The sequence below is a fragment of the Flavobacterium covae genome (genome assembly GCF_001534645.1).
Classification (GTDB): domain Bacteria; phylum Bacteroidota; class Bacteroidia; order Flavobacteriales; family Flavobacteriaceae; genus Flavobacterium; species Flavobacterium covae.
Genome location: NZ_CP013992.1, coordinates 2304378 through 2322897 on the forward strand (window position 1 = coordinate 2304378; position 18520 = coordinate 2322897).

Sequence of the window (18520 nt, forward strand, 5' to 3'; positions counted from 1 at the left end):
ACCCTTTTTTATTATTATTTTTTTATTTTCTTCTTCTATCTTCTTTATCTAAATAGTTGGGAATCCCATTACGATTATCATCCCCTTCTGCTTCATATTTAGTAAGTATTCCATCATTATCATCGTCACGATCAACATAATTAAGATACCCATCACCATCTGTATCACGCTTTAAATTAGTCCAAGGAGCATTTAAGTTTGAAGCATCAAAACTATATTCTTCTTCAAAAGTTGTATGACCATCAAAATCATGATCCTTTCTCTTCATTGACATTAATTTTACATTAAAAATTAAAGGCGAATATGCTGGAATATTAACCTGAGTAGTAGAATAATAAGCTAATCCTGAAGGCAAAAACAATACTGCTGCACCAAAATCTTTAAAATTCGGAACATTTGTAACAGCATCTACCTCTGCGGTTCCTGTAGTCATAAAAGATAACATTTTAGACCAACCAACTATTACCTTGTCTAAATCAAATCGAACTGGATACTCTGCTCGGTCAAACAATTGGTTTTTATTAAATGTTGTTTTCTCTTGATCAAAACCTGTTTTTTCTTTTAATAACATACCGTGATAGGCAACCAAAACAGAATCTATAGGACAAGGACTTTTAGAAATTTCAGGCTTTAACTCTCCCCCTCCGTTATGGTTAATATAATATACTTTAAAATCATAATCATTATGGCGTATAATTTTAAACTTTGGGGCATATTGATCTTTTATAGAAATCAGACCTGCTTTAGAGCCAATTCTTTTTACAAATTCAACATTTTTATCCCCATCAACATCCATGTGGTAATCTTCAAAAAACTTCTCTATTTCTAAAATTTCTCCAGGTATTTGCTCTGAATATGCTTTAGGAGGTACTATTTCTCCTGATCCATTATTTTTACTACAAGAAACTAAAGCAGCCATAAAAAAAAAGCCTCCTATTATTTTTTTTATTTTATTCATTCTTTTTAAAAATTTGTCTGCAAGATACAATTTTGAATTATTTTTGTATACTAATTTAACTAAGAATTTTGATTTTATGCGTATTGACAAATACTTATGGTGTGTACGATATTACAAAACTCGCAACATGGTAACTGAAGCCTGCAAAAAAAACCAAATAACTGTAAACGGAATTACAGCAAAACCATCTAAAGAGATTTTCCCTGGAGATAAGGTTACTTTTAGAAAAGATCAGATTACTTACAGCATTCAAGTTTTAGACATTCCTCCAAACCGAATAGGTGCTAAATTGGTTGACATATATCGCAGGGATGAAACTCCTGAAGAAGCATTTGCTCATTTAGAAATGCTTAAGCTCTCGAAAGCACATTATAGAAAATACGGAGAAGGCAGACCCACCAAAAAAGATCGTCGTGACCTAGATGAATTTGAATTAGATTTTGAAAATGAGTTAGAAGATGGATCTGAATAATAACTATTGGGAAAATCGCTACCAAAACAACGAAATAGGTTGGGATGTAGGCTATATTACGCAGCCTTTGAAAGAATATATTGACCAGTTAACAAATAAAGACCTAAAAATATTAATTCCTGGAGGAGGCAACTCGTATGAATTTGAATATTTAATACATAAAGGTTTCTATAATACGTATGTTCTTGATTACGCAAAAACTCCTATTGAAAACATTAAAAAAAGATTACCCTTAGTATCTTCTAATCAGATTATATGCGAAGATTTTTTTTTACATCATAATTATTATGATTTAATTATTGAACAAACTTTCTTATGTGCGCTTCCTCCTTCTTTAAGAAAAGAATATGTATCAAAAATGGTTTCGCTATTAAATCCACAGGGAAAAATAGCAGGTCTTTTATTTGATTTCCCTTTAACAAAACAGGGACCTCCTTTTGGCGGTTCTAGTAAAGAATATCAAATTTTGTTTTCAAATGATTTCTATATAAAAACACTAGAACCCGCCTACAATTCTATCAAGCCCAGACAAAACAAAGAACTCTTTTTTATATTCACAAAAAAATAATAACACACAATGAATACAAATATTATACTTAATAACATCGAAATAGAATTTAAAATTAAACGTATTGCCTACCAAATATATGAAACGTTTATAGATGAAAAAGAAATAATTATCGCAGGAATACAAGGAAATGGAAGCATATTAGCTCAAAAACTCATTATAATTCTAAAAGATATTTCTCCTCTATCTATTCGATTTTGCGAAGTTATAATTGACAAAAAAAATCCCAACTCACCTATACAAACAAGCCTACAAAAGGAAGATTACAGCAATAAAGGACTTGTTTTAGTAGATGATGTACTCAACACAGGAACAACACTTATATATGGCGTAAAACACTTTTTAGAAACTCCTCTTCAAAAATTCAAAACAGCTGTTCTTGTAGACCGTAATCACAAAAAATACCCCATAAAAGCTGATTTCAAAGGTATTTCTTTATCTACTTCTATATTAGAGCATGTACATGTTGTTTTTGAGAACAATAATCAATATGCCTATTTAGAATAAAGAGTTGCCAACTCTTCACAAATTTCATCAATCGTCTTATTATCGACAGAGACTATTTTTTTACAACTATTATAATAATAGTTTCTGTCAAATAGATGTTTTGCTATAAATTCAATCATCTCCTCTTTTTTTAAATTAGCTATCAAAGGTCTTTTATGTGATTCTACTATCAAACGGTCAACCAACAATTGAATTGAAGCCTTTAAATAAATTGAAAGCACATTATCTTCTTGCAACAATAAATGATTTCCCGCATAACAGGGAGTGCCTCCTCCTAGACTTAAAACAAAAGATTCTTTTTTTAGTAATTGAGCTTTCAAAATAGTATGTTCTAACTTTCGAAAATAGATTTCTCCTTCCTTTTCAAAGATTTCTCTGATCGTTTTTCCTGTTTGTTCTACGATTAGATCATCTAAATCTAAAAAATCAAGTTTTAACTTTTGGGCCAAAGTCTTTCCTATACTTGATTTACCAGCCCCCATATAACCAACTAATACAATTTTACACATATAAAACAATTTAAAAATCAACAACTTACAAAAAACTACAAAAAAAAAAGAAATAAAAGCTTCTTTTCTTTGAAAAATCAAAAATAAGGTAATATATTTGCACCCGCAAACAAGTAATGTTTACGACTCCGTAGCTCAGTTGGTAGAGCACATCACTTTTAATGATGGGGTCCTGGGTTCGAGCCCCAGCGGGGTCACAACATATTGCTAAGTTTTTTGACTCCGTAGCTCAGTTGGTAGAGCACATCACTTTTAATGATGGGGTCCTGGGTTCGAGCCCCAGCGGGGTCACAACATATTGCTAAATTTTTTGACTCCGTAGCTCAGTTGGTAGAGCACATCACTTTTAATGATGGGGTCCTGGGTTCGAGCCCCAGCGGGGTCACTACATATTGATATTTTTTTGACTCCGTAGCTCAGTTGGTAGAGCACATCACTTTTAATGATGGGGTCCTGGGTTCGAGCCCCAGCGGGGTCACTGAAGCCAAACAAAAGTTTGGCTTTTTTATTCTCAATGGCCATGTGGAGAAATTGGTAGACTCGCCATCTTGAGGGGGTGGTGTTGAAAGACGTATGGGTTCGAATCCCATCATGGTCACCACATATTTATTGAAAATTAAAATTAAAATATTGACTCCGTAGCTCAGTTGGTAGAGCACATCACTTTTAATGATGGGGTCCTGGGTTCGAGCCCCAGCGGGGTCACTAAAAAAGGTCATTCTATATAGAATGACCTTTTTTATTACCACAAGTTAATCAAATCTAATCTCTGATCAAGTCATAAACCTTAATAGACTAATAATTTTTTACAAAAAATAAGTTAAATAAAACATAAAAAAACAAAAGACAAAAAGCATAAAACCCTAAAATAAAGCAAATTACATTTCACAAACAAGACTAATTCTTTTTTTAACACATAAAAAAACATAAAGTATTATATCTTTGTGCAACCCAAATGGTTCATTATTCTTTTTGTTCTTCATAACAAAGAAACTCCAAATTTGGAAAATCTAATGACACCAAATAACAAAAGCTTTATTTTTTTAATGCTTATCGTTTTCTCCTTAATTGTTTTTTATAATAAATAAACGATAAACAATCAACATAGAATTAAACTAAATTAAATAATATCTTATGAAAAAGTTATTTATTACGATGCTATTTGCATCTTTAGGTGTACTTTCTTGCCAAAAAGAAAACATTACAGAAGATAAAACTGTAAATTATGCAAAAAACACAACTTTTAACAACCTAAAAAACAGGTATGATGACTCTTACGACTCTAAAAAGACTTATACCCTTACAGAAAAAAGAGAAATCCCAGTTCAATTTAATATTTTATACAAAAAAGGAAAAAGAGGAAGTAAAATAACCGATCAAGATATAAGAAAACAAATCGAAATTTTAAATAAATCTTTCGAAGGAAAAGACGACAATTTTGCTAATACTCCTCAGGAATTTTCTAAACTTGCTTCTGGAAATACTAACATTTCTTTTGTATTGAAAGGGATTAATAGAAAAGAAACTGAATTTGATGCTGTATTAGGTCAGCAAGAATGGTTTAAAACAAAAGAGCATGGTTTTCTTGCTGAAAATACTGAAAAAACATTAACAATATGGATTTTAGACAGTTTATATGATGAAGATGGTGATGATTTTGCAGGATATGCTTCTCCACTATCAGGTGATAGAAATTATTGGGGAATTGCATTAAATTCATTATATCTTTACGATTCTGCTCCTCAAAATCCAAGTATCATAAAATTTGGATATACTAAGGGAAAAATACTTGTTCATGAAGTAGGACATTATTTTGGATTATATCACCTTTCTGGACCTACTGGCAATTGTGGTGATGATTTAGTATCTGACACTCCTCTAGCTCCAAAAGAGCATTATGGATTTCAAAAGCATCCTTTAAAAGAGATTTGTCATGGCAAAGAGTATACTCAAATGTTTGTAAACTATATGGATTATGCTGCTGATGAACAAAGAACAATGTTTACAAAAGGACAGGCAAATAAAATGTTTTTTACTTTTCAAGATGGAAAGCCTCATCAAAAACTGGGATCAAAGAAATAAATATTAAAATTTTATTTCTATAAATATTATTCCAAAAAGGTTCATGTAAAAAAGTGGATGTACTAAAAAAATAGTAACTTAAGTTAGTTTATTACTTCAACAATAGAAGAAGCAATATAGTCTATGACAAGATTACAAACTTTTAGGACATCCTCTTTTTACTTAATTAAGGATCTTTTTTTATTTAATCAACAAATCTTTCATTGTTACAGAAGTTCCATTATAAATATTAACATCTACAGAACCTTTAATTCCTAGTATTTTACCATTTTCCGTTAACTGCCATATAGACCATTCTGGATCTATTTCTTTATAGAAGGCGGTATAATTGGCAATCCAAAAAGGGTAGTCTTCAAAATCTTCCTTCAAAAAGTCTTCGTAATAACTTTCACTACTATAAATAATAGGCTTAATTCCGTAATGTGCTTCCACTTTTTCTAACCATCGTTTCAATCCTACTTTTAAACGTTTTATTGATTGGGCTTTGGGTAATTTTTCTATATCTAATACGGGCGGAAAATCACCTTCTACCAAGGTAACTTGTTTTATAAAATTTTCGGCTTGTTCTATTGAATTTTCGTTAGGTCTATAATAATGATACGCTCCTACTAAAAACCCTTTTTCTTTTGCTTTTAGCCAATATTTTTTAAATTTTTTGTCTACTTTATTACTTCCTGCAGTTGCTCTAATAAAAACAAATTCTATAGGATACCCTCCTTCTATTTCTTTTACTTTCGCCCAATTTATATCATCTTGATATTCTGAAAGATCAATTCCGAAAGATTTTTCAATATGCGTATCTAATACTTTATCAATAGGCATAGATCGAGCTTCACTATAAACAATCTTATCTGTAGTAAATCCTAAATAACGAGCAATACTTCTTTTTTGACTATAAAAAAGCACTGCGACACTTAGTATCATGACTAATTTAAAGAATAAAGAGCTCGAAAAAAAAGATACTTGATTTTTTGTTTTTTTTTGAGATCGTGTATTAGTTCGCTTTCTAACTTCTCTAGAATATTTTTTTTGAGTCATTTACCTCTTCTTCAAAAATAAGTTATTAGCAACTGAAAGTAGCACATAGGCAATAATTATTAGAGGGATTCCTAGATATTTAAAAACTAGTAATAAAATAACGCTCAATATCAGAAAGAGAATTTGTAATGTGTTTTTAGACCAAGTAAATTGTTTTATTTTCAGAGAAAACAGTGGTATTTCGGCATTCATAACATAAGCACTTAAAACAGTAATTAATAAAAGAATGTAAGGATTCTGTAAGACATCTACAATAATAGAAATATCCGTAAATTTAATAACTAAAGGCAAACTCATTATAAACAATGAATTAGCTGGAGTTGGAACGCCTATAAATGAATCTGTTTGGCGAGTATCTATATTAAAATTAGCTAATCTAAAACAAGCTCCTAACGAGATAATAAAACCTAGAAAGGGAAGCAAAACAACCGAATTCTCTAAAGCAATATGATTTAACTCCTGCCCTCCGCCTATTGTTTTTAATATCATTTGAAACATAACATATCCTGGAGCAACTCCACTTGTAACCATATCTGCCAATGAATCTAACTGTAATCCTAATGGGCTTTGAACTTTAAAAAGACGCGCAAAAAAGCCATCAAAAAAATCAAAAAATATTCCTAAACACACAAAGAAAAAGGCCCACTCGAACTGTAATTCTGAAACAAAAACAATAGCTATACAACCTGAAAACAAGTTTAATAATGTAATTAAATTTGGAATTTGCGATTTTATTGACATAAAGATGATTTTGTAATTTTTAATTTTAAACTTACAAAGGTAATATAATAACTTTATAAGTTCTAGAGTTTAATATATCAGATTTTTATTTGATATTTGCCAAAACTGTTCCTTTGAAAAAGATATTAACCTTTAGTTTTTTAATTGTCTTCAAATCCTTTCAGGCTCAAACGGCTCGTAAATATTCTAACGAATTTATGAATATTGGTGTTGATGCTAGAGCTTTTGGAATGGCTAATACCATGGTGGCTCATACGAGTGATGTAAATTCTGGCTATTGGAATCCAACTGGTTTATTAAAAATTGAAGATAGTGAAGCGGCCTTTATGCACGCTAGTTATTTTGCTAACATTGCTCAATATGATTACTTAGCCTATGCAAAAAAAATAGATTCTCAAAGTGCTTGGGGAGCATCTATCATACGATTTGGGGTTGATAATATTTTAAACACTACTCAACTAATTGATGCTAATGGTACTATAGATTATAATAGAATTAGCTTATTTTCTGCTGCAGATTATGGGGCAACATTTTCGTATGCTCGTAATTTGCCTATTCAAGGCTTAAAATATGGCGTAAATGCGAAGGTTATCAGAAGAATTATAGGAGATTTCGCGAGTTCTTGGGGCTTTGGTTTTGATGCAGGCATGCAATTCGAAAAAAACAATTGGAAATTAGGTTTTCTAGTGCGTGATATTACGAGTACTTATAATATTTGGATTATTAATGACAAGGAATTCCAAAAGATTCGGGAAGCACAAACTCAAATTCCATTACAAAATCAAGAGTTACCTACAACATCTGAAATTACATTACCGAAGGCACAATTGGGGTTAGCTAAAAAATATAATTTTCATAATGATATGAGTCTTTTAGTTGCTACCAACTTAAATATGGAGTTTCAACGTACTAAAGATATTATTTCTTCTGATTTAGTAAGTATTACACCTGCTATAGGTTTTGAATTAGGCTACAACAATCTTGCTTTTTTAAGAACTGGAGTTGGCAATTTTCAAAACACACTAGGAATAGATGGTAAAAAAAGCATTGGTTTTCAACCGAATTTTGGTCTTGGCTTTCATTATAAAGGTATTTCTATTGATTATGCTTTAACTGACATAGGTAATCAAAGCGTGGCTTTATACTCTAATGTTTTTTCTTTAAAAGTAGATTTATCTATTTTTAGATAATCATAAAATCAGTTATATTACATTTACAAAGAATAAGGTTTAACTAATAGATTAAACAATGAAAAAACAACTTATCTTTTTATTAGTTTTAGTACAACTCTCTTTTTTTTCTTATTCACAAATTCCTAGTCTATCTGAAAAAGCGGTATTCAGCATCTTAACAGTAGATGTTGCTCAAGAATCTCATACATTATATGGGCATACTGCTTTACGTATTCAGGATCCTATGGCTGGGTTTGATGTGGTTTATAATTATGGAATGTTTGATTTTAGAACGCCTAACTTTATATTAAAATTCATTAAGGGTGATTTACAATATTATGCGGCTGTTTATCCTTATGCTGATTTTGAATACGCCTATAGAGACGAAAATCGGAGTATTTATGAGCAAAGATTAAATCTTTCTTCTCTTGAAAAAAATAAATTATTTGAAAAATTAAACCATTCTGTTTTTTCTAAAAGTAAATATTACACTTATAAGTTTATTGATCGAAACTGTACTACTAAAGTAATTGACATCCTCAATTCTACGTTAGAGGATAAGCCTATTATAAATACACTACATAAAGAAGAAACCTACCGAGAAGTGTTGTATAATTATCAAACAAAACAGTATTGGCTAAATTTAGGGATTAATATCATATTTGGTCATCGCCCAGATGAACAAGCAGAACTTTTATTTTTACCACTTGATTTAATGAAAGTACTAGAAGTAACGCAACATAACGGAAAACCTTTGGCTGAAAAACCTCAAACATTATACAAAACGACTCCAAAAGACAAACCTTTTTCTTTATTGAATAGCTGTATTCCGCTGATTATTGTATTACTTATTTTTGTTCTATTGAATAAAAAAGGATTAAATATAATTTTCTTTACTCTAATAGGATGTTTTGGAATATTTTTTATGATTGTAAATGTATATTCTCTTCACCGAGAAGTAACCTGGAATTATAATATCCTTTTATTTAATCCTTTTTACTTGGTATTGGTTTATTTTTTCTTTAAAAAACAAATTCAAATAGCTTCAAAAGTAGCTTTCCTTTGTTTTATCAGTATGGGGATCTATTTAGTTTATATGTTGAATAAACCACATTTATTTCTTATAAGTCCTTTATTTATCACAAATTTAGTTATTCTGCTAAGGTTTTATAAGAAGAACTTAGCAAAAAAAATAAGTTATGATAATAAAACGTTTTTTTGTTAGAAGCACAAAAGTAGGTTGTTATTTTTAATATATTTTACTGTCCACGGTAAAACAAAACTGTACTGATTGTTTTTATCATAATATTAAGATCTATGAAAACACCTCTATGCTTTATATAATATAAATCATATTGTAATTTTACTAAACTATCTTTTAATGATTCTCCATAAGAGTAGTTAACTTGAGCCCAACCTGTTAATCCTGGTTTAATAACATGTCTTGTTTGATAAAAAGGCATCATATTGTTAATTTTATCAACAAAAATAGGACGCTCAGGTCTAGGACCTATAATTCCCATTTCATTTTTTAATACATTAATGAATTGAGGAACTTCGTCTAAGCGTGATTTACGTAAAAATTTACCAAAAGAAGTAATTCGAACATCGTTTGGAGTAGCAAAAACAGCCCCATTCTTCTCAGCATTTACTAACATAGACCTCAGCTTATAAATATTAAATACTTTTCCATTCTTCCCTACACGCTCTTGTTTATATAATAACGGTCCTTGATTGCCTAGTAGGTTCCCAAAAAGTATAAAAGGAAGAATAAATATCCCTATTAGTAATCCTATAGAAGAGATTAAAACTTCCATAATTCGAACATAAATCAGATATAGCTGATTTTGATTATTACGAGAAAATGGAAAATAACGATAAAAATCTCTTTCTGCTAACTGAACGGGTATTCGTTGGGTAATAGCTTCATATACCTGCGAATACTCTCGTACAGAAAAACCATGTTCTACAAGATATAATAATTTTTCATATAATTCTACAGGCATTCCTACTGATCTTGAGGAAGCTACTACTATTTCTGAAATTTGATTTTTTTTAATATAATTAATTAAATCGTTTACTAAAATATTAGCCACCGTGTGATTCGTATCTTTCGCGTAAATTTTGGATAAATTTACATACCCTAATATAATGTAATGTGGATCATTTTTTCGAAGTCCATTTATCAACTCATCTATTTCTTTTTCTTCACAAATTAGTAATGCTTTTTTTACAAAACGATGCGATGCTAAATAATTGGCATACATTAATCGCCATCCCATTAAAGAAGTCGTGATGGCAAGATAAAACAACAGTATTTGCAATCTATTTTCGGGTAGAGAAGGCGTAAGAAAAGGGGTTAAAAGATAAACTAAAACGGTAATAGAACTTGTGAGTACTATACTTTTTAAAATACTGGTTTGATTACTTGCTGTAGGCAAATCGTACATTTCAAAAACAGTTCCAAAAAAAAGCAGATATACTGATAAAACTAACGTCCAATAGAAATTTTGATCTGAAATTTTTAAATAACTGAAATCAAAATGATTTCCTATAAAGTATAGAACAAAAACAACAACAAAAACATCAAAAAATCGAAGTAAAATTTTTCTTTCTGAAATCTCAAAATGCCAATGTTTTTTATTTATCATATTCATTTTTAAAGTTCCTCGCAAATTAAACAAATTCAAGGAGAGAAAAAAATAGAGTCAAATATATTGTCTAGCTTATTATTTTTAAGATAATATCTCTTTCCAAAGATTTTTTACTTGTTTCCAATCAAAAGCTTCGACTTTTTTTCTAGCCTGATTAGCTATATCTAAAGCTTTATCTGGGTTCATCAGTAAAAAATGAATAGCTGATACCATTTGTTTAGGATTGTTATCAGCTACTAACAAAGCATTTTCTTTATTTGAGAGCAATAAAGGTATTCCTCCAACTCTTGTACTCACTACAGGCAATCCTAACGCCATTGCTTCAATAACACTAACGGGTGTATTATCAAAATGGGTTGTATTTATAAAAATAGCATAGTTTTGGGAAATTGTAATCCATTGCTCTTTTGATAATTTTCCTGCAAAAACAATATCTACTCCCTGCTGATGGGCATATTTTTTTGTTTGTTCTAAACTACCGTCTTTATCAGGTCCTATCATACATAATTCTGCTAAGGGATATTTTTTCTTCAATTCAATCAGAACATCTACCGCCATTTTTGGATTATAAATAGAAGCAAAAGCTCTTACCCAAAGCAACTTGGGTTTTAAATCAGTCCTTAATTTAAATTGATATTTTTCTATTTCAATTGAATTAGGAATAAAAAAAATATTTTCAAAACCTGCTTCTGTAAAATATTTTAGCAAATAATTAGAGGGAGCAACATTTTTATAGGCATTTCCAAAAATCAATTGACATAATTTAGGATTTTTCCTTAAACGATTAGGCAAGTTACCTCCATGTAAAATAGGAATATATTCTATATTTAAAATTCTGGCTAATTGACTTGCTAAAAAAGCAAACCAAAATGCCGAAGTACTGTAAGTATCTATTAATAAATAATCTGCTTTTCTGTTTTTAAGAACTACAAACAACATATCCATTAATCTTAATAATGGATTTTTAAGAGAAGATGCTGTTACCAACCTATACCCTTCTAACTCTAACAGAGAACTTAATGTATCAATTGTCGTAACATTATACCCTTTCTTTGATAGTTTATTACCTATGTAAATAAGTTCTTTCAATTTATCCTTTTTTTGTTACAAAAACTTCAAATAGTGTAATTGGCCAAAATATTTTAGATAATATATGGATTTTAGATTTACGTAAAAAAACCTGCTTTATTTTAACTATATCTGTTTCGTGATAGTGTCCTGTAAAATCATTTCCTGCTAATTTTCTTCCTATTTTATAGATAACATTTTCTGTAGGACCTGATATTATTATCTCTCCATTTTCTTTTAAAAGATTAATAAAGAGCTCTAAATAATTATCTAATTCTGCTATAGGAATGTGTTCTAAAACATCTAAAGCTACAATATAATCAAACTTATTTTCTTTGAAGTCTATCTTAAAAATATCATTTTCTATAAAATGTATATTTTGAGGAAACTTTATTTTTTCAGAAAGAATCCTTACTGGCTTTAGATTTAGATCTATCGCTGTAACATGAGATCCTTTAGACGCTAAAGTATAAGAAAAAACTCCTGAACCACATCCAAAATCCAATATTTCTGTTTTTTCTTGTTTCTTTTTAATAATATAATTAACAACAATTTTTAATCTTTTCCAAAAAATATAGTCTATTAATGGATTTTTATGAGCATAAGCAGGAAAAGCAGCTTCAGAGAGTACTTCGTCAGTCCCTTCTTTAACCAAAATTTCTTGAATGGCTGTTTTAAAAATTTTTCTTTCTAATTTCATCTATAATTTATAAAGTTTATATGTTTTTGTTTCAATCAGTTTTTCAAGAAAATATTTTTCTTTACTTATTATATAATTAACCTTTTTTTGTTTTAAAAATTCTAATTGTTTTTGACCATTTAATTTAGTAAACTGATTATAATCATTGTACCAATTCATAAATTTTATTGGATTCCCTTCTATTAACATTCCTGCTCCTTTGCCATCTAAATATACGCTTCTATCTGCTCCAGCACGTACTAAAAAATGTCCGTAAAATAATTCATCTTTAGATGTATTTTTCTTAATATATTCAATAATTGTAATTAAGTCTGATTTTTTATGATTTGTTTTTTGCGTATTTATCCTAAAAATTTCAGGTAAAATTGATTTTCCTAAATCATCTCCAATAAGTGGTAATTTACCTATAACTCTTGTATGTGAAAATACTAACAGAAATACAAAACTAAATATTCCAAACATTTGATAACGTTTTTTAAGCTTAAATCTCTCTATAAATTCTATCAATAGAAAACCAAAACTAATCTCCAAAAGAATTAAAATAATTTTTTGAAATCGTATAAATTGAAAAGCCATCCTTAAACTTGTTCCTGCTATTTGATTTATAAAATTTTCTATATAATAAATTGAATTGGACATTATGAATATAACTATAATAGTAAAAAATAAAATTTTACTTATTTTCTTTTTATGAGATTGATCTAAAAATATAAATAGGAAAAAACTAAATAAAAAAAACCAAAATACCTTTCTATTCCATTGAACAATAAATTGTAAAGGATTAATGAAAACTTCTGGGATTCGGGTCAAAAAAGCATCATTAAAAAGTTGTTTATCCACTTTTACTATATTATCTATATGACTAAAATAATTAGTAATAAAGGGGAAAACGCCTATCGTAAAAAAAAGAGCTATTGAGATACTTTGACCAATTATTTTTTTTTCACATCGTCTTTCTTCTAAAAAACGATAGCTTATATACAAACTCAAGTACATTATAAATCCACCAATTCCCGAAATAGGATGAAAATTGGAAATAATCCCCAAAGATAAAGAAGGAGTTAATATTTTCTCTTTTTTTTGATACGTATAAATCAAAAATGGTAATGGTAAAAATGCTTGGAATAATGTACGAGGCATTATAGTCCATAGTTCTGATATTCCTAATAGTTCTCCTCCTGGAGGCCAAACTATTCCACGAACCAATATAGACATTAAAAAAGCAATCCAAGAAAATCTATACATTTTTAAAAAAGCTAAATACCATAATATACCAAACATGAAATGGGTTATTAAGCCTAATATATTTAATGCTTTTATATAATTGTGATCTACAAACTTAGCTATAAAACGAAGTGTTTCTACATAAAATGGTGTATAATATTCTACATCTTTTATATCTGCTAAAAATAAGTCTTTAGAAAACAAAGATGGATCATCTATTTTTTTACAAATAGGAATTATGTTAGCCAAATCACTTGACAAGTCTAAAACGGTTGCTTCTTTTTGTTGCCAATAAAAACCCGATGCAATCATCAGGTTAAAAAATACAACGAACCAAAAGGGAACATCTTTAATTTTCTTCATTTGCTTTAGGAGCTTGAGATATATCAAATTGGATTGCTTGTAACAGCATTTGAAACCCTAGTATAATGGAAAGTGTGATTATCATAATTGTACCTGTAGGAGCCAACACTTTTTTGAAATAATAGTATATCCAATTGTAAACTCCGTATGTAATACCGAAGAAAAAAAGAGGCACTCCAAAAAACAAATATACTGAGCCTATATTAAAATCATATAAAAAATATTGTTTTACTATTCTCTTAATAAATAGTTTCATTAGTTTAAAACTGAATTCAAAAGGAATTTTCCAAAGTTGCATTTGTGATTTTTCATTTGCATAAATTGCAGGCATAGAAATATCTTTTATTTTAGCACCTGTAAAATACATCTCGGAAAGCAATGAGGTTTCAAAAAAATATCTATTTGATAAATTATTAAAATTTATTTTTTTCAAGGTATTAATTTGAATTGCAAAATAACCATTGGTCGGATCAAAATTATTCCAATAACCTGTAGCCATTTTTGTAATAAAAGATAACATTAAGTTTCCTATTCTTCTAGCAAAAGGCATTTTTGATAAGGCTTTAATATCTCTAAAACGATTTCCTTTTGTCATTTGAATTTTACCTTTTTTCAATGGTTCTATCAGATCAGGCAAATATTTCAAATCCATTTGATTATCAGCATCTACTTTTATAACAATTTGAAAATCATTTTTTATTGCATACAAGAAACCTTGTATAGTAGCCCCCCCTACTCCTAAATTTCTATCATTTTTTAAATAAACGAATTTCACTTGATTATTAAGGTTTTCTAAAACTAATTTTTCAGGAAAAACATCAGGACTTTTATCATCAACAATAATTAGAGCATCAATAAAATCAGGAATTTGAGAAACAACATCTATAATATGCTCTCTTGCATTATAGTAAGGAATTATAATTGCTGTTTTGTCATTTCTCATATTTTTTTTCCGCAATATAACAAAAAACAGGAGAGCTTAACAAAGTTATAATTGAAAAAAATAATCCGAATAATCCAAATAAAGGTCTATATACGTACAAATGTTCTCCAAAAAAAAGTGTTACTATCATAGCAAGAACTATTCCTCTTAAAGCGTGTTCTAATTGAGTAAAAGGCTTTAATTTTAGTAACAAAATAGAAAAAAGCCATCTAAAATAAAAGAAAAAACCTACAAGTCCCACTTCGTTTATTAAACTTAAATAAATGTTATGGGCTGAAAAACCTATAATCAATCTATTATTAAAACCTATCCCAAAAGGTATTATATATGGTTTTTCTAAAAGGTAATTAATATATTCCAATGACAAACCTTTTCTTCCAGATCCCAAATCTTCATATAGTTCATTTACATTTCCTTCCCTTAAGACCTTAGGGTTCCTAATTTTATTTTCTATCCTTTTTTCAAAAGTTTCGCTAATTCTATCTATAATACTAGAATTATAAAAAGAAACGCTAACTAAAATTATGACTAGTAAAACCATAGAAATAAAGAACTTAGATGTATTTCTTAGTGCATAATAGACCATAAAAACAAGCACTCCTACATAAGTAGTTCGAGATCCACTTAATCCAATTGTAAGTAATGAGGTTGCAATTGCCCCTATTAACAGTATGGTGTTTATTGAAACTCTTTCATCATTTATTAATCCTAAAGAAAATACAAAAATAAAAAGAGCCGAAATTCCAACTACTATTTTATTGGGACCAAAAGTTCCTGACAAAAATCCGTGGTAACTTATTAAATATTTATCTGACCACAAAAAAGGAACTACATTTATATTTTGTAATATAACTATTACAAATGAAATAATTGATACAAATAAAATAAATGACACTATATTTTTTAAAAACTTAAGATCTGTTATAAGAATGGAAAGAAATACAGTAGTTAGATAAAAAACCCAAAAATGATATAAATAAAGTACTGATTGAACAAACCATAAAACCCTATCCATAAAAACAGAAAAGAGTAACGTAAATAATATCGTTAGTGTACACCAAAGTATGAACTGATGGAAATACCTATAATAAAAAATCTTATATATATATTTATCAAGCTCTGTTTTGTTTTTAAAATACAATCCAAGTATATAGATGCCTACAAAATCATAAATTCTTAATTCATTATCTCCCTTTAAACTATATCCAATTATGGGAAGATTATAAAAAAAAGAAAATATCATTAAATAGATAGCAATCTTTAATAACTTATTTGATTTTAAAAGAGTTGATATATCTGTTTGTTTCTTCTTTGATATTGTCATTTACAAAATTCAATAAATTTTTTTATTACTTCAGATTCATTAAAAAATTCGTTTACAAATTTTTGAAAGGCCAAACCTTTCTCTAAACGTTTGTCTCCATCTTGAATTAAATCATTTAATTCTTTTATAAATTCAGCTGTTTCTGTTACTTTTATAATTGCACCGAATTTTTCGTTAAAAAAATTCGGGATTTCCCCTACATCTGTTGTTACTGTGGGAAGTCCTCCTGCACCATATTCTAACAACGCAACGGGTAATCCTTCTGAAATTGAGGTTAAAATTCCTATATCACAGCCAGAAATAACCTCAGCTACATTAGATAATCCTCCGTATATAAAGATATTATTGTTTAAATTATAATCTACTATTTTTTCTTTTATAGATTTAGAATACGCATCATTTGTATCTTGTCCCACTAAATGAAAACTCCAATCTGGATGTAATAAAACAATCTCTTTTGCAATTTTTAATAAAAATTCATGATTTTTTTGAGGTCTTAAATTAGCCAGATGCAAAATCCTTTTCCCTTTTTTTCCTCTTAAATTAACTACCTCATTTGTAAACTTCCAATCAAAAAAATTGGGTATGTATATATTTTTTTTACAAAGTAATTTATACTTTGCCCAAGATTCTAATTTTTTATTTACTGAAATTATACTGGTAAAAAAACAAGAAAAATATTTCAAGAGGAGAAATGATCTTTCTTCTATATTTTCGCTAAACCCATAATGATCATGCCAAATAATTTTAATCTTTGGAACCGTTAATTTTAGTAAAACTGCCCAAAAAAAGGACGAACTATGAGCCTGAATATGGGTTATCCTATTTTTTATTAAATAATTCCGTGAAGATAAATACGGTTTAAAATCTAATACCTTCTTTCTATCGATAAACAAATAGTTTACATTCTTAATAATTTGTTCCTTTAATAGTCCTTCACTTCTTGTAGCTATTAGACCTGAAAATTCAACCGTTTTAGATAAAGCATTAGCATAATTTACTGCCATACGCTCTGCTCCACCTATTTCTAAAGTGTCTATTAGTTGTACTATTCTCATGGGATTAATAATTTACTAATTGCCAATTCAAATTGTTCAATGGTATAATATTGTGACCATATTTGTGCTTTTTCACTTTTCCTTTTTAAAAACTTTTCCTTTTGTAAAAAATCAATAATTCTTCTTACATCATCATCAATATCTTCCTTTAATAAGATTCCTCGTTCATCATTATTAAGCATATTAGAAACACATGAAACTCTAGTTACTAAAGGAATAGTACCCCAAAACATGGCTTCTGCTACTGCTTTAGGCCATCCTTCACTTTTAGATGGTAAAATTAAAAAATGACTTTTTATATAGGCTTCTTTTAATTTTTCTTTCGTTTGATTTCCTCTAAAAAAGATAGATTTTTGTAAATGGTTTTGTTTTACATATAATAATAATTCTTCTTTTAATATACCTTCTCCATATAATTCTAAAGAAATATTATATCCTTGTCTAAGTAATTCTTGAACTATTTGTATTGAGTATAGAGGATTTTTACCTAATGTTAAAGTTCCTACGAATAAGATTTTGATTTCTTTCTTTAGTACATTATTGAACTTTTCACTAAAATAACTTTTTACTTTTTCTTTTTCCTCATAAGTTGCAGTAAAAAAAGGTTTTATATTACTCGTTTGATTAGGCCATTCTCCATATACCAACACTTGCATATTTCTCGTAAGAAAAGTATTCGATAAAATCCATTTTTGAAATTTATAAGACCAAGGCTGTTTTGCATTTGGATCCCAATTTCCTGCATATTTTGCTGTTTTTTTCTTTCTTGGAAAAAAAATTTGTATAATAGCTCCCAATAACCCCATGTTTCCTGGACAACGTAAATGTATATGATCTGCTTTTCGAAAACCTTTATTGATCTGATAAATCAGAATAGGTAAACTGATTATAAAGTGAGCGATAGCCTTGAAACTAGTAAGATTAAAACTAGGTACTTCTAGCCATTTTTTTTTTTTATGCTCATAGGATAACCAAATAGGGTCAATATCCCCTTTCGATTTTGGAGCTATTAAAATTAATTCATCTGTATTTTTTATCCATAAATTCATTTCGCGTACATAGGGAGCATAACCATATATTTCGCCCTTTTTTTCTATATGTTGTACGTGAGTAATTATTACAAATCTCATTAACTATTC

At 28.8% G+C, this 18520-nt stretch carries 18 protein-coding genes and 6 tRNA genes; 12 read left to right on the top strand and 12 right to left on the bottom strand.

All coding sequences use genetic code 11. The features are described 5' to 3' along the window. Positions 1–22: 22 nt before the first annotated feature. Positions 23–958, bottom strand: a complete 936-nt coding sequence (locus tag AWN65_RS10150; protein WP_123910347.1) for an FKBP-type peptidyl-prolyl cis-trans isomerase — start codon at positions 956–958, stop codon at positions 23–25. 76 nt (positions 959–1034) lie between these two features. On the opposite strand from AWN65_RS10150, the gene AWN65_RS10155 reads away from it, so the two are divergent. The 3 genes from AWN65_RS10155 to AWN65_RS10165 are packed head-to-tail and all read left to right on the top strand — an operon-like array spanning position 1035 to position 2505. After that, positions 1035–1430, top strand: coding sequence for an RNA-binding S4 domain-containing protein (locus AWN65_RS10155; RefSeq protein ID WP_060383056.1), 396 nt, complete (start codon positions 1035–1037; stop codon positions 1428–1430). Next, the gene (locus AWN65_RS10160) at positions 1417–1998 is read left to right on the top strand and encodes a class I SAM-dependent methyltransferase (RefSeq protein WP_060383057.1); all 582 of its coding nucleotides are present in this window, start codon (positions 1417–1419) and stop codon (positions 1996–1998) included. Before AWN65_RS10155 ends, AWN65_RS10160 begins: the two co-directional genes overlap by 14 nt. Positions 1999–2007: 9 nt before the next feature. Further along, positions 2008–2505 (top strand): phosphoribosyltransferase domain-containing protein, encoded by a 498-nt coding sequence (locus tag AWN65_RS10165; RefSeq protein WP_060383058.1) that lies wholly within the window; start codon positions 2008–2010, stop codon positions 2503–2505. Here AWN65_RS10165 and AWN65_RS10170 read toward each other — a convergent pair. Continuing rightward, positions 2493–3014, bottom strand: coding sequence for a shikimate kinase (locus AWN65_RS10170; RefSeq protein WP_060383882.1), 522 nt, complete (start codon positions 3012–3014; stop codon positions 2493–2495). The two genes, AWN65_RS10165 and AWN65_RS10170, sit on opposite strands and share 13 nt — an antisense overlap. Before the next feature lie 124 nt (positions 3015–3138). Here AWN65_RS10170 and AWN65_RS10175 point away from each other — a divergent pair. From AWN65_RS10175 to AWN65_RS10205, 7 genes are all read left to right on the top strand, one after another. Beyond that, a tRNA-Lys gene (locus AWN65_RS10175) sits at positions 3139–3211 on the top strand. 21 nt (positions 3212–3232) lie between these two features. Beyond that, positions 3233–3305, top strand: a tRNA-Lys gene (locus tag AWN65_RS10180). Positions 3306–3326: 21 nt separating this feature from the next. After that, positions 3327–3399 (top strand) — tRNA-Lys (locus AWN65_RS10185). Positions 3400–3419: 20 nt separating this feature from the next. Further along, positions 3420–3492 (top strand) — tRNA-Lys (locus AWN65_RS10190). Positions 3493–3530: 38 nt separating this feature from the next. Beyond that, positions 3531–3615: transfer RNA gene (locus tag AWN65_RS10195), tRNA-Leu, on the top strand. A gap of 31 nt (positions 3616–3646) precedes the next feature. Then, a tRNA-Lys gene (locus tag AWN65_RS10200) sits at positions 3647–3719 on the top strand. A 429-nt stretch (positions 3720–4148) separates the two neighbouring features. Beyond that, the gene (locus tag AWN65_RS10205) at positions 4149–5096 is read left to right on the top strand and encodes a M43 family zinc metalloprotease (protein WP_081078431.1); all 948 of its coding nucleotides are present in this window, start codon (positions 4149–4151) and stop codon (positions 5094–5096) included. A gap of 180 nt (positions 5097–5276) precedes the next feature. Here AWN65_RS10205 and AWN65_RS10210 read toward each other — a convergent pair whose 3' ends face one another. Both AWN65_RS10210 and AWN65_RS10215 read right to left on the bottom strand, forming a co-directional pair. Further along, the gene (locus AWN65_RS10210) at positions 5277–6020 is read right to left on the bottom strand and encodes a glycoside hydrolase family 25 protein (protein ID WP_317043930.1); all 744 of its coding nucleotides are present in this window, start codon (positions 6018–6020) and stop codon (positions 5277–5279) included. A 114-nt stretch (positions 6021–6134) separates the two neighbouring features. Continuing rightward, a complete protein-coding gene (locus tag AWN65_RS10215; protein WP_060383061.1) occupies positions 6135–6875 on the bottom strand; it encodes a CDP-alcohol phosphatidyltransferase family protein in 741 nt (246 codons plus the stop codon). 113 nt (positions 6876–6988) lie between these two features. Here AWN65_RS10215 and AWN65_RS10220 point away from each other — a divergent pair, with 113 nt between their 5' ends. Together AWN65_RS10220 and AWN65_RS10225 are read left to right on the top strand one after the other, a co-directional pair. Further along, positions 6989–8065, top strand: coding sequence for a putative type IX sorting system protein PorV2 (locus AWN65_RS10220; RefSeq protein ID WP_145902559.1), 1077 nt, complete (start codon positions 6989–6991; stop codon positions 8063–8065). 58 nt (positions 8066–8123) lie between these two features. Continuing rightward, positions 8124–9272, top strand: a complete 1149-nt coding sequence (locus tag AWN65_RS10225; RefSeq protein ID WP_060383062.1) for a lipoprotein N-acyltransferase Lnb domain-containing protein — start codon at positions 8124–8126, stop codon at positions 9270–9272. A gap of 34 nt (positions 9273–9306) precedes the next feature. Here the strand turns inward: AWN65_RS10225 and AWN65_RS10230 are convergent, their stop codons facing one another. The 8 genes from AWN65_RS10230 to AWN65_RS10265 all read right to left on the bottom strand — a co-directional run bounded on the left by AWN65_RS10230 (position 9307) and on the right by AWN65_RS10265 (position 18511). Then, positions 9307–10698: an exopolysaccharide biosynthesis polyprenyl glycosylphosphotransferase gene (locus tag AWN65_RS10230; protein ID WP_060383063.1), complete on the bottom strand. Its 1392-nt coding sequence runs from the start codon at positions 10696–10698 to the stop codon at positions 9307–9309. A gap of 84 nt (positions 10699–10782) precedes the next feature. Then, positions 10783–11790, bottom strand: coding sequence for a glycosyltransferase family 4 protein (locus AWN65_RS10235; protein ID WP_060383064.1), 1008 nt, complete (start codon positions 11788–11790; stop codon positions 10783–10785). A 1-nt stretch (position 11791) separates the two neighbouring features. Continuing rightward, positions 11792–12469: a class I SAM-dependent methyltransferase gene (locus AWN65_RS10240; protein ID WP_060383065.1), complete on the bottom strand. Its 678-nt coding sequence runs from the start codon at positions 12467–12469 to the stop codon at positions 11792–11794. After that, complete coding sequence (locus tag AWN65_RS10245) at positions 12470–14056, bottom strand: hypothetical protein (RefSeq protein WP_060383066.1); 1587 nt, start codon at positions 14054–14056, stop codon at positions 12470–12472. Beyond that, entirely contained in the window at positions 14043–14999 is a 957-nt protein-coding gene (locus tag AWN65_RS10250; RefSeq protein ID WP_060383067.1) for a glycosyltransferase family 2 protein, read from the bottom strand. Before AWN65_RS10250 ends, AWN65_RS10245 begins: the two co-directional genes overlap by 14 nt. Continuing rightward, on the bottom strand, positions 14989–15894 hold the full coding sequence (locus AWN65_RS10255; RefSeq protein ID WP_158447605.1) for an O-antigen ligase family protein: 906 nt from the start codon (positions 15892–15894) through the stop codon (positions 14989–14991). Before AWN65_RS10255 ends, AWN65_RS10250 begins: the two co-directional genes overlap by 11 nt. A gap of 425 nt (positions 15895–16319) precedes the next feature. After that, positions 16320–17381 (bottom strand): glycosyltransferase, encoded by a 1062-nt coding sequence (locus AWN65_RS10260; RefSeq protein ID WP_060383069.1) that lies wholly within the window; start codon positions 17379–17381, stop codon positions 16320–16322. Beyond that, the gene (locus AWN65_RS10265) at positions 17378–18511 is read right to left on the bottom strand and encodes a glycosyltransferase (protein ID WP_060383070.1); all 1134 of its coding nucleotides are present in this window, start codon (positions 18509–18511) and stop codon (positions 17378–17380) included. Before AWN65_RS10265 ends, AWN65_RS10260 begins: the two co-directional genes overlap by 4 nt. Positions 18512–18520 lie beyond the last annotated feature (9 nt).